At 61.5% G+C, this 12,212-nt stretch carries 9 protein-coding genes; 5 read left to right on the plus strand and 4 right to left on the minus strand.

Annotated elements, in window-relative coordinates; all coding sequences use genetic code 11:
* Positions 1-60: 60 nt before the first annotated feature.
* A complete protein-coding gene (locus LJF34_RS22160) occupies positions 61-2,319 on the plus strand; it encodes a glycoside hydrolase family 3 N-terminal domain-containing protein (RefSeq protein WP_231188221.1) in 2,259 nt (752 codons plus the stop codon).
* A gap of 143 nt (positions 2,320-2,462) precedes the next feature.
* On the opposite strand, the gene LJF34_RS22165 is transcribed toward LJF34_RS22160, so the two are convergent.
* A complete protein-coding gene (locus tag LJF34_RS22165) occupies positions 2,463-3,431 on the minus strand; it encodes a sugar phosphate isomerase/epimerase (protein WP_231187900.1) in 969 nt (322 codons plus the stop codon).
* 133 nt (positions 3,432-3,564) lie between these two features.
* Here LJF34_RS22165 and LJF34_RS22170 point away from each other — a divergent pair, with 133 nt between their 5' ends.
* From LJF34_RS22170 to ugpC, 4 genes are all read left to right on the plus strand, one after another.
* Positions 3,565-4,677: a Gfo/Idh/MocA family oxidoreductase gene (locus LJF34_RS22170; protein WP_231187901.1), complete on the plus strand. Its 1,113-nt coding sequence runs from the start codon at positions 3,565-3,567 to the stop codon at positions 4,675-4,677.
* A 3-nt stretch (positions 4,678-4,680) separates the two neighbouring features.
* Positions 4,681-5,442 (plus strand): TIM barrel protein, encoded by a 762-nt coding sequence (locus LJF34_RS22175; RefSeq protein ID WP_231187902.1) that lies wholly within the window; start codon positions 4,681-4,683, stop codon positions 5,440-5,442.
* Between the two features lie 97 nt (positions 5,443-5,539).
* The gene (locus LJF34_RS22180) at positions 5,540-7,102 is read left to right on the plus strand and encodes an extracellular solute-binding protein (RefSeq protein WP_231187903.1); all 1,563 of its coding nucleotides are present in this window, start codon (positions 5,540-5,542) and stop codon (positions 7,100-7,102) included.
* A gap of 195 nt (positions 7,103-7,297) precedes the next feature.
* Positions 7,298-8,452, plus strand: coding sequence for a sn-glycerol-3-phosphate ABC transporter ATP-binding protein UgpC (gene ugpC, locus LJF34_RS22185; RefSeq protein ID WP_231187904.1), 1,155 nt, complete (start codon positions 7,298-7,300; stop codon positions 8,450-8,452).
* 113 nt (positions 8,453-8,565) lie between these two features.
* Here the strand turns inward: ugpC and LJF34_RS22190 are convergent, their stop codons facing one another.
* From LJF34_RS22190 to LJF34_RS22200, 3 genes are all read right to left on the minus strand, one after another.
* Positions 8,566-10,212, minus strand: coding sequence for a TCP-1/cpn60 chaperonin family protein (locus LJF34_RS22190; protein WP_231187905.1), 1,647 nt, complete (start codon positions 10,210-10,212; stop codon positions 8,566-8,568).
* A gap of 70 nt (positions 10,213-10,282) precedes the next feature.
* Complete coding sequence (locus LJF34_RS22195) at positions 10,283-11,155, minus strand: carbohydrate ABC transporter permease (RefSeq protein ID WP_231187907.1); 873 nt, start codon at positions 11,153-11,155, stop codon at positions 10,283-10,285.
* A gap of 12 nt (positions 11,156-11,167) precedes the next feature.
* Entirely contained in the window at positions 11,168-12,124 is a 957-nt protein-coding gene (locus tag LJF34_RS22200; protein ID WP_231187909.1) for a sugar ABC transporter permease, read from the minus strand.
* Positions 12,125-12,212 lie beyond the last annotated feature (88 nt).

The raw sequence follows: 12,212 nt of genomic DNA on the forward strand, positions 1-12,212 counted from the left end.
TCGGATCGTGGAGAGCCTCGTATCGCCGACGAAGGGCGAGTAGAAGAGCTCCTCGAAGAGATGACGATAACGGAAAAGGTCGCACAACTGGGGTCGGTGAACGCGAACAAACTGCTCGACGACGATGGAAGCCTCGACCGGGAGGCAGTGGAAAAACTCCTCGAAAACGGAATCGGTCACCTGACGAGACTCGGCGGGGAAGGAAGCCTTCCACCACGGGAAGCCGCGAAACGGACGAACGAACTCCAGGACTATCTCGGGAACGAGACTCGACTCGGCATCCCCGCGATTCCCCACGAGGAGTGTCTGAGCGGCTATATGGGACCGAGCGGAACGACGTTCCCGCAGATGATCGGCGTCGCGAGTACGTGGTCGCCGGACCTCGTCGCGGAGATAACGGACACCATCCGCGGTCAGTTGGAAGCGATCGGGACGACGCACGCGCTCTCGCCGGTGCTCGACATCGCTCGGGACCTTCGGTGGGGTCGCGTCGAGGAAACGTTCGGCGAGGATCCGTATCTCGTCGCAGCGATGGCCCGTGGATACGTAAACGGTTTGCAGGGTGATGGCGACGGCATCTCCGCAACGCTCAAGCACTTTGCCGGTCACGGCGCCGGCGAGGGCGGGAAAAACCGCAGTTCGGTCAACGTCGGACGCCGGGAACTTCGGGAGACCCACTTGTTCCCGTTCGAGGCAGTCATCAAAACGGCCGACGCCGAGTCCGTAATGAACGCCTACCACGACATCGACGGCATCCCGTGTGCGAGCGACGAGTGGTTGCTGACGGACGTTCTCCGTGGCGAGTGGGGATTCGACGGGACGGTGGTTTCGGACTACTACAGCGTCGAATTCCTGCAAAGCGAGCACGGCGTCGCGGCATCGAAGCAAGCGGCGGGGGTGATGGCCGTCGAGGCCGGTCTCGACGTCGAACTCCCATACACGGACTGCTACGGAGACCATCTCGTGAACGCCGTCGAAGATGGAAACGTGGCCGAAGCGACGGTGGATACGGCGGTTCGTCGGGTCCTCCGTGCGAAGGCCGAGAAGGGACTCCTTGACGAACCGACCGTCGACGTCGACGCCGCTGACGCTCCGTTCAACACCGAGAGCGCGAGAGAACTCACTACCCGCGCCGCCCGCGAATCGATGACCCTCCTGAAGAACGAGGACGATTTTCTCCCCTTCGACGGGGAGGAACTGAACGCCGTGGCCGTCGTCGGTCCGAAAGCCGACAACGCACAGGAACTCATGGGCGATTACGCGTATCCGGCCCACTATCCCACGGAGGAAGTCGACTTCGATGCCACGACCCCACTCGACGCCATCGAAGCGCGCGGCGAGCACGCCGGGTTCGATGTTCGATACGAGCAGGGGTGTACGACGACCGGATCCTCGACCGAAAACTTCGATTCGGCTGCCGAGGCGGCCGAAGACGCCGACGTCGCCATCACGTTCGTCGGCGCGCGCTCCGCCGTCGATTTCTCCGACATCGACGAGAAGCAAGCCGACCTCCCGAGCGTTCCCACCAGCGGCGAAGGTTGTGACGTGGTCGACTTGGACCTCCCCGGCGTCCAGCAGGAACTCGTGGAACGCGTCCACGAGACCGGAACGCCGTTGGTCGTCGTCGTCGTGAGCGGGAAACCCCACTCCGTCGAGTGGATCGTAGAGGAAGCGCCCGCGCTCCTCTACGCGTGGCTTCCGGGCGAACGCGGGGGTGAAGGAATCGCCGAAGTGTTGTTCGGCGAACACAATCCCGGCGGCCGCCTCCCCGTCTCCATCCCGCGGTCGGTCGGCCAACTGCCGGTTTATTACAACCGAAAACCCAACACCGCGAACGAAGAGCACGTCTACACGGCGAGCACACCCCTGTACCCGTTCGGCCACGGTCTGAGCTACACCGACTTCGAATACGGCGACCTATCGCTATCGACCGACTCGCTCGCTCCGTCCGGGCGGGTGAGCGCCGAAGTCACGGTCAGCAACTCGGGCGACCGCGACGGACACGAAGTCGTCCAGCTGTACGCGAGCGCGAAGTCCCCGAGTCAAGCACGACCGGTTCAAGAACTGGTCGGGTTCGAGCGGATATCTCTCGTCGCTGGCGAATCGAAACGCGTCACCTTCGAAATCGACGCGTCACAACTCGCGTTCCACGACCGGGACATGAATCTCGCCGTCGAGCGAGGTCCCTACGAACTCCGCGTCGGTCGGTCGGCGAGCGATATCGTCTCCACGGCGGCGTTCGATGTTCCGACGACGAAAGAAGTACCGGCGACCGGCCGATCGTACTTCACGACGACACGAGTCGAAACCGTGGAGTAACACGGTATATCGTTTCGAAACGGATGTTTGAATCCCCGTTCTGATATCCAGAATACCTATGCCGTATGAACGTGCGTGTTACGTTGGTACGGATGCAAAACGCCGAGTGCGAACCACCGAAAAGCGTCGCCCATCGGCGCACCTCAGGCCCAGTACGCGTCACCGGGGTTCGTTTCGAACACCGCCCGTTCGAGCACGTCGATGGCCTTCTCCAGCCCTTCCGTCGCGGACGTGAGTGAATCCTCGTGCTCGATGGAGAGCGCGCCGTCGTAGCCGACCATGCGAAGGGTCGAGACGATATCCTTCCAGAACGCCTCGCCGTGACCGTACCCGATGGACCGGAATATCCACGAGCGGTCTATTTCGTCGGTGTACGGCGTCGTGTCGAGCACGCCCTTTTCGCGGGCGTTCGCGTCGTACACCTTGGTGTCCTTGGCGTGGAAATGGTGGATAGCGTCCCGCTCGCCGAGCAGTCGAATCGAGTCGGTGATGTCGATTCCCTGCCAGAACAGGTGGGACGGGTCGAAGTTCGCGCCGATACGGTCGCCGGTAGCCTCGCGGAGTTCGAGCATCCCGCGCGGTTCGTAGACGAGCATGTTCGGGTGCATCTCGATGGCGACGTCCACGCCGTGATCGTCGGCGAACGCTTCGAGTTCCCGCCAGTAGGGGATGGCAACTTCCTCCCACTGATACTGGTGGGCTTCGCGATGTTCGTCGGGCCAGGGCGCGGTGATCCAGTTCGGAACCGAATCGTTCGGCCCTCCGGCGGGGAGCCCCGAGAACGTCGTTACGGCGTCCACGTCGAGTTGGCTCGCGAGGCGAATCGCCTCGCGGAGCTCCTCGTCCGCTTCGGCCGCGCGGTCCTCGACGGGATGGAGCGGGTTGTTGTGTGTCGCCAGCGCCGAAACGTACAGATCGTTTTCGTTGAGAAGTGTCCGTAGGTCGGACTGGGATTCTTCGTCGTCCAAGTACTCGTCCCTCGGAAGATGCGCGTCGCCGACGAACCCGCCGCAAGCGAGTTCGACCGCCCCGACACCGAGATCGGAGAGGTACGTGAACGTGTCCGCTATCGATTCTTCCGCTAATGCGACTGTGAGGACTCCGACATCCATGGTTGGTAGTCACACGCTCGATTCATATACGTTGCGCCGTCAGCACTCCGGAACGTCATCGAAGGGACATAAGTTACCAAATCACAAACTTTATTGTGGAATTCGAATAACCTCCGTACGTGATTCAGAGGCAATGAAAGCAGTAACTAGCGCCTTCGTCGGAACCGGACCGGACCCCGAGACACAGAACAACCAAGGATTCGCGATGGCGTACCGTCACGCCGCGGCCTACGACTACGCGGGAGCGGAGTTGGTCGCCTGTGCCGATATCGTCGAACCCAACGCGAAAGCGTTCGCCGACTACTGGGGTATCGAAGCGGACGGTGTATTCGAGGAGTACCTCGACATGGTCACCGCGGTCGAACCCGACATCGTCAGCGTCTGTACGCCCCCGCCGACGCACGCCGACATCGTGACCGACATCGCGCGGAGCAACGCGGTGCAGGCGATACACTGCGAGAAACCCATGGACAGGACGTGGTCGAACGTCGAACGGATGGTCGAGGTATGTGACGAGGAGGGCGTCAAATTGACGTTCAATCACCAACGCCGCTTTGGCCGAGGATATCGAAGGGCCAAGGAATTGCTCGACGCCGGCGAAATCGGAGACCTCCAGCGGGTTGAGTGTGCGGCTCCCAACATCTACGACTACGGGTCCCACTCGGTAGACCTCTGTAACTACTTCAACGACGAGGGAAGGGCCGAGTGGGTCATCTCCCAGCTCGACTACCGGGACGAAGACCTGTGGTTCGGCGCCCACAACGAGAACCAGACGCTCGCCTCTTGGAGATACGAGAACGACGTCTACGGACTCGCGACGACCGGAATCGGAGCGGATCTGGTCAACTGTCACAACCGCCTAGTGGGCAGCGAGGGCACCATCGAAATCGGACACGGCTTCCCGAACAACGAAACCGAGGACCAGATCCTCCGCATCAAGCGCGACGGGGACGACGGGTGGGAACACGTCGACTGTGACGGCGAGGGCCTCCACGGCCTCGATTCCCGGGAGTTCGGTCGGGTCTTCATCGACCGTGCGATAGCCGACGTCGTCCAAGCGGTCGAGAACGATTCCACCTCCGAACTGAACGCGGAGAACGCGCTCAAGGCGACGGAAATCATCTTCGGCGCGTGGGAATCGTCACGACGACACGGCCGCGTCGAGTTGCCGCTCGACATCGAAGACAACCCCCTCGATGCGCTGATCGAAGACGGGACGCTCACTCCGGAACCGGCCGAGGAGTGACCGATGCCAGAACTGTCGGTTTGCGTCGAGATGGTCTTCGAAGGAGCACCGTTTACGGAGCGAATCGGTCTCGCCGCGGCGGCCGGCGCGGACGCGGTGGAGTTCTGGGGATGGCGTGACAAGGACCTCGATGCGGTCGCCAACGCGTGTGACGAACACGACCTGAACGTCGCAGCCATGCTCGGCAGCGACGTTCCGCTGACGGATCCGAACCGAACCGCCGAGGCCTGCCGATCCATGCGCGAATCCATCGAAACGGCCGCACGCCTCGGCTGTTCGACCCTCATTATCACCGTGGGACAGGAACAGGCGAATATCGACCGCACTACCCAACGAGGTGCTATCGTGGGTGCGCTCGAAAGTGTCGCCTCCGACGCCGCCGACGCGGGCGTTACGCTCGCCGTCGAACCGTTGAACACGGCCGTGGATCACCCCGGTTACTTCCTCGAATCGTCGGCGGAAGGATACGACATCGTCGATGCGGTGGGCGATCCGAACGTCAAACTCCTCTTCGACGTGTACCATCAGCAGATCACGGAAGGAAACGTCATCGCCAACATGACGAGTCACCTCGACCACATCGGGTACGTCCACATCGCGGACGTTCCCGGTCGACACGAACCCGGAACGGGGGAACTCGACTACGGGAACATCCTCCCCGCGCTCGCCGCTGCGGGGTACGACGGGTACATCGGGTGCGAATTCTCCCCCGAAGGTGACGACGCCGCGGCCGTGAGCGACTGTCGTGCTATCCTAAACGGGTAGCAGTTCTCGTTTCCCTTCGAAGAACTGTTCGACGAGGAGAGAAGTGTCCTAAGGGAAAAGGTTATTGCCCCCTATAGTAATGATAATCCGTGTCACTATGCCGAAGGCAACTGATTCATCGGTCGGCGACGCTACTGACGAGACGGTAACCAGTACCCCCGACGAGGGAGACTACTCCCGGCGCGGTTTCATGGAGGCTGCTGCATCCATGGGTGCGGCCGGTGCCGCAGCCGGATTGGCCGGATGTACCGAACAGTTCGGCGGTAGCGGCGGTGATAGCAAAACGAAGGGTGAAAAGGACTTCATCTTCTGGACGATGCGCGGATACATCCCGGAAGTGACGAAGAACATCAAGCAGGCCGCCAAGGGCTTCGAAAAACACTCGGATTCGCCGGTCAACGTCTCGACGAACGTCATCGTGTGGAATCAGGTGTTCCCGAAGTGGAACGCGTCCATTCAGGGACGGACGACGCCGAACGTCTCGGAGATGGCCAACGAACACGCCGTGAACTTCGGAAGTCTCGGTGCGACGGCACCCATCACGGACATTTACGATTCGTACGACGACTGGTACGGGCCGATGGAAGCGTGGGCCAGTTGGGACGACAAGAAGTGGGGCGTCCCGTGGTTCGTCGAGACGCGACCGATGTACTATCGGAAGGACCTCCTCGAAAAGGCGGGTCACAGCAAGCCGCCGAAGGACTGGAAGGAACTCGTCAAAATCGGGAAAGACGTGGTCAAAGAGACCGGAAATCCGGGGTACATCGAACCCGGCGCTCGCGACTTCACGACCGGTCAACACACGTTCGCCTACACGGCGAACGCGGGCGGGAAGTTCTACAGCAAGAAGGATGGAAAGTGGCAGGTAGAACTCGATTCGGCCGGGTCCCTGTTCGGTCACCTGTTCTATGCCAGCCTGAAGAAGGCGTGGGACCTGCCGGCAGACGGTTGGACGAGCCAGGATTCGAGCGCGACGGACAAGTTCTTCCGGGAGCGCGATGCCGGGATGGCGCACCTCGGCGCGGAGGATGCACGTCTCGCCCGGACGGAGGAACACGCCGGACTCCGGGACAATGTGGGTATCCAGCCGATGCCCGAGGGACCGCTGGGCAAACGGTGGTCGTTCCGCGGCGGTTCCTGTCTCAGCCCGTTCACCGACGACGTTTCCAAGCACGAAGTCGGCGACCGCTCGAACGAGTTCGTGAAGTACATGATGCAACCGGACAACCAGTCCGACTACTTCGCGGCGTCCGCACCCGTCTTCATGCCGGTACGGAAGAGTCAGGAGCAGATGGACCTCTTCACGAAGAACCCGACGAAGCTTCCCGACGACTGGCTCGACGCGTTCGTCACCCAAGCACAGAAGACTCGGCGCTACGGCGTCTACGGCGGCGGACAGGACACGCCGTTCCTCGGCTCGGTCGAAGGTTCGACGACCGGATACAGTCAAGCGATTTCGGCCATTCTGGGCTCGAACAAGGACCCGAAGGAAGCGTTGGTCAGCATGGCCAACAACGTTCGGAACGAGGCGAACAAGAAGCTCGACTACACGCTCGATAGCAACTCGGAGAAACCGAGCCTGGACGACGCCCCGAAGGAGGTGCAGGATTGGATCACCGGTTCCAACAACACGCCGAAAATCTGGAATCCGTACGAATGACGCCGAGGTGGGTACACCCGCCGTTCCCGACACCACATCCATGAGTCCCGTCAGGTCCGGTCCGGGTCGATAACCTCCGCCACCCGATCCACTGAAACGACGATTTCTCCGTTCGGAGAGCCGTATCTGATTGGAAATTCCCGTCGACGACGACGGAATATTTTTATAGACAACTGTTCCCTATCAACATGGTATATGGGACGAATAGTTTTCGATTCCGTTCAAAAAGTCTACGGCGGCAAAACGGTTGCGGTCGATAATTTCGAACTCGAGGTCGCCGACGGAGAATTCCTGACGCTGGTCGGGCCGAGCGGTTCGGGCAAATCGACGACGCTCCGGATGCTCGCCGGGCTCGAAGAGATAACGGCTGGGGAGATATCCATCGACGACGAAGTCGTGAATTTTCTCCCACCTCGTGACCGGGATATCGCCATGGTGTTCCAGAACTACGCACTGTATCCGCACCTCAGCGTGCGTGAAAACCTCGCGTTCGGGCTCAAGCGTTCGACGACGCTCGACAAGGCGGAAATCAACCGACGCGTCGAGGAGACGGCCGATCTGCTTGGCATCCCGGAACTCCTCGACAACAAACCCCGTCAGCTGTCCGGCGGACAGAAACAGCGCGTGGCGACGGGACGCGCTATCGTCCGCGAACCGGAGGTGTTCCTCTTCGACGAACCGCTGTCGAACCTCGACGCGAAACTCCGCAAACACATGCGGACGGAGCTCAATCGCATCCAACAGGAACTCGGCACGACCACCATCTACGTCACGCACGACCAGGAGGAGGCGATGACGATGTCGGACCGAATCGCCATCCTGAACCACGGCGAACTCCAGCAGGTGGGCAGCCCACGGGAGGTGTACAACGACCCCACGAACCTGTTCGTGGCCCAGTTCATCGGGAGTCCGAGTATGAACATCTTCAACGGAATCATCGAGGACCGACAAGGAGTCGCTCGGTTCACGGGACAGATCGACCACGTCTTCTCGGACGAGATCGCCGAGAAGGCCGAACGCACCGCCTCGGACCGATTCGTCCTCGGCATCCGACCGGAGGACCTCGAACTGTGCGAATCGTCCCACCGGAACGCAAGCGCGGTCACCGTCGAACTGGTCGAACCGCTCGGTCGGGACAACCTTCTGTACTTTGAGCCGGCGGCGACGGGGGCGGACGTGGACGAAGAGCGAGAATACGTTATGTTCGTCCCGCCGGACGTGAATCCCGACGTCGACGACGAGGTGTACGTCACCTTCGACGATGAAGACATTCACCTGTTCGACGAGGAGACGGGCGACAACCTTCTCGTCGAGAAGCAGACACAGCGGGAAGACCCACCGGTTCGATAGCCGGTTGAGGAAAACGGACGGCTCCCTGCCGATCAGATGGGGACCGACCACTCGACGGCGACACCCGTATTCGTACGCAACTCCGCTCTCGCCACCATCGACCCTTTTTCGAGTTACGACGATGCTCCGTCGAGCGGACTGCCGGGGGTCGCGTTGTAGAGGATGCCGTCGATGCGGAGGTAGCTGTTCGTGAACTCGACGCCGCGAACGAATCCGCTGGTCCGAACGAGTTGCGGGTCGAACGCGCCGTGGTCGAGCACGTCGTCGACGACGACTCCGTTCGCGGTGATTCCCGCCCGTCCATTCCCGCCGGCGTGACGGCTCCGGAGGTCGAGCACGGTACCGAGCGCATCGCAACCGGCGTTCCGAGCCAGCGTCAGCGGAATCGTCTCTATCGCGTCCGCGAACGCTTCCACCGCGAGCTGTGCCCGTCCGGGGACGCCCGGTGCGAAGTCGCGAAGCGCCACCGCCGCGGCGATTTCCGCCGCCCCGCCGCCGGGAAGCGCTTCCGGGCGCATCACCGCCGCTCGAACGGCGTTCAACCCGTCCTTGACCCGCCGCTCGGCTTCGCGGGCGACGGAGTCGCTGCCGCCGCGGACGACGAACGACACAGCCTCGGGGACATCCGGGCCGGTCGCCATCACTGCCAACCAGCTCTCGTCCTGCTGGTCGAACCGTTGGTCGATGCGTACGGGTGCCGTCGCTTCGGCATCCACCACGTCGGCCGAAACGAGCGGCGTCGATACCGTTGCTCCAGTCGCACGGGCGAGGAACTCGATGCGCGAATCCTTCACGTTCTGCACCGTGAGCACGCCACGGCTACCCAGCTCTTGGGCGATATCGCGGTGAATATCCCCGCTCGCGAGGACGGCAACCGCGCCTGTCGCGCGAATCGCGGCCGCGATGTCGTCGAACCGTCGTGTGTCCACGGCCCGCACGCCGTCGAACCCGTCCGTGTCCGCCGTCACGTTGCCCTGAAACGCCGGGTCCCGGGGTGCCACGTCGCCGCCGACCAGCAGCGCCGGTCCCTCGACCGGCAGTTCGCCGGTTCCCCAGTACGGTTCCTTGGGAAGGAACGCACCGGGCACGAGGGACGAATCGGCGACGCCCCCGCCCGGCATCGCCTCCGTTCGGACGAACGAGAGGTCCACCGAACCGGTTTGCGGGTTCGACACACGGAGGACGGCCTCCACGACGGGGTCGGCGAGGCCGTGCAGCGACCAGGATTTCGTGCTCCCGTTCGTCATCCCGGTTATCGCCACGTTCCGAAGGAGGTCGCGGTCGAGCGATGCACCGTTTGACGACGCTAGCGAGACGCTGGAACCATCCCAGACTTCGAGCGTCCGCTGGGCGGCGATGGAGAACCCCTCGATGACGGTCGTCGGGGCGACGCCCTCGGCGACGAGGTCGAGCCCGGCGGTGAGCAGTTCGCTCGTCAGCAGTACCGTCGTCGTCGTCCCATCCCCGAAGTCGTCCTCCTGTGCCTCCGCCGTTTCGATGAGGTGTTGTGCGACCGGATGGTTCGTCTCCCCCTCGAACTCCTCGATGATGGAAATCCCATCGTTGCTCGCGAGTCCGCGAATTTCGTCGTCTTGCTGTCGGCGAACGACGAGTTTGTCGAGGCCCGACGGTCCGAGCGTGCTCCGGACGAGGCTCCCCATCTCCTCGGCCGCGGTGCTGATGATTTCACTCGTTTCGGACCGGTCGAAACGGGTGTATCCGGAGATTTGACCGGATGGGGAAGTAGGTGGTTGCTCCATAGAAAACAGAACGGACCCCACCCGACTTTACTTTTGTGAAAATTCGTGTCGTTCTGCCCGCGGACGTCCGTTACGACTTGACGGCACCCTCCGCCAGTCCCTCGACGAGGTAGCGTTGGAGGAAGACGAACAGCAGGAGGAGCGGCAAACTGACGGCCGTCGAACCGGCCATGATGAGCCCCCAGTTGACCGTGTTCTGTCCGATCCACGAGCCGATTCCCGGCGGCAACGTCTTCTTGGTCGGGTCGTTGATGAGCACGAGCGCGAAGAGAAACTCGTTCCACGCCAGAATCCACCCGAAGATGAACGTCGTCGCGATGGCGGGCGCGGACAGCGGGAGAATGACACTGATGACCGCCCCGATTCGGGTGCTGCCGTCGACCATCGCCGCCTCTTCTAGTTGGGCGGGGAGGTTCTCGTAGAATCCCCGCAACATCCACGTGGTAAACGGTAACGTGAAGGCGATGTACGCGATGACGAGGCCGGTGAGCGTGTTGAACAGCCCGAGGTCACGGAAGACGAGAAACAGCGGGATGACGATGACGACGTACGGGAACATCTGCGTGATGAGGAGGAACGTCGCGACCAACTTTCGACCGCGGAATCGCAATCGTCCGATGCTGTACGCCCCGAAGATACAGACGACGATGCTGATGAGCGTGGACGCCAGCGAGACGATGGCGCTGTTGATGAACCACGTGAGAAACGTCGTCTGGTTCAGCATCGTCATGTAGTTGTTCAGGCTCACCCCGCTTAGCCAGCCAGTGATACCGATTTGCGTTAGCTCCTCGACGGTCGTCACGTTCACCGACGTGACGACCATCCAGATGATGGGGAACAGGACGATGAGCGTGAGACTCCACACGAACGCGTGGAATCCGATCGTTCTGAGCATCGGGTCGTTCAGGAACGACGAGTTCGATTGCGGTGATTTGGTTGCCATATCGTGTTCACCTCACACCTGACCGATGTCCTGCCGGTAGAGCTGGAGGTACACCAGTCCGTACCCGAGCATGATGACCATCATGACCATTCCGATGGCGCTCGCCAACCCGACGGAGTTCGACAGGAACGCGTTGTTGTACACGTACACCGGAAGCACCATCGAGGACATCCCCGGACCACCGCTCGTCAGCACGAATATCATGGTGAAATTGTTGAACGTCCACAGACTCATCAGCAGTGTCGTCACGATGATAACCGGCTGTAGGTACGGAAGCGTAATGTGGCGGAACAGCTCCCATCGGGAGGAGCCGTCGACGAGCGCCGCCTCGTACAGCGAATCGGGAATCGCTTTCATCGCGGCGAGGAAGCTGATCATGAAGAACGGGAAGTTTCGCCACACCCAGCCGAGCATGGCCGAAAACAGCGCGAACTTCGAACTCCCGATCCACGGAATCGCGCCGAGGCCGACCAGCCGCAAGAGGCCGTTGAACACCCCGAGATTGTAGTTGTACATCCACTGGAAGTTCAGCGCCACGGCGATGTACGGCATCGCCCACGGCAGCAAGAGCAACCCCTGTACGACGTTTCGCCCTCGAAATTCGCGGTTGAGAAGGACGGCGAAACCCATCCCGACGAGGAGCATGATGATGATCGAGCCGAACGCCCACGAGACGGTGTTGAGCAACACCTGCCAGAACTCCGGCCACCCCGACAGTATCTTCACGTAGTGTGCCGGGCCGACCCACGTCGGCGGGGTGATTCCGTTGTACTCGTTCATGCTCAGGTACGCCGCACGGAAGACGGGATAGACGCTTACCAGACCGAGCGAGACCAGGGTCGGAACGAGAAACAACCAACCCCAGACGCTCTCCTTCGACAGGAGGTGGCGATACTTTCGCGGTAGCGAAACTCGGTTGAGAAACTGATTCCGTAACTGATAGTATTTCACCATGCTACTTCGTCTCACTACATTCCCCGGGATGGTAATAACATTTTGGTACCGAACGTCCCGAAGCTCGGTGTCTAGTCGAAACACCCTTGACAGTCTAGTGAAA

Origin of the sequence: Haladaptatus sp. DYF46 (assembly GCF_021083305.1) — an archaeon.
In the GTDB taxonomy this organism is placed as follows: domain Archaea; phylum Halobacteriota; class Halobacteria; order Halobacteriales; family Haladaptataceae; genus Haladaptatus.

Coding starts and splice junctions, on each gene's coding strand:
- LJF34_RS22195 (WP_231187907.1), bottom strand. CDS start 11,155: ATGGCAACCAAATCACCGCAATCGAACTCGTCGTTCCTGAACGACCCG.
- LJF34_RS22190 (WP_231187905.1), bottom strand. CDS start 10,212: ATGGAGCAACCACCTACTTCCCCATCCGGTCAAATCTCCGGATACACC.
- LJF34_RS22170 (WP_231187901.1), top strand. CDS start 3,565: ATGAAAGCAGTAACTAGCGCCTTCGTCGGAACCGGACCGGACCCCGAG.
- LJF34_RS22165 (WP_231187900.1), bottom strand. CDS start 3,431: ATGGATGTCGGAGTCCTCACAGTCGCATTAGCGGAAGAATCGATAGCG.
- ugpC (WP_231187904.1), top strand. CDS start 7,298: ATGGGACGAATAGTTTTCGATTCCGTTCAAAAAGTCTACGGCGGCAAA.
- LJF34_RS22175 (WP_231187902.1), top strand. CDS start 4,681: ATGCCAGAACTGTCGGTTTGCGTCGAGATGGTCTTCGAAGGAGCACCG.
- LJF34_RS22160 (WP_231188221.1), top strand. CDS start 61: ATGACGATAACGGAAAAGGTCGCACAACTGGGGTCGGTGAACGCGAAC.
- LJF34_RS22180 (WP_231187903.1), top strand. CDS start 5,540: ATGCCGAAGGCAACTGATTCATCGGTCGGCGACGCTACTGACGAGACG.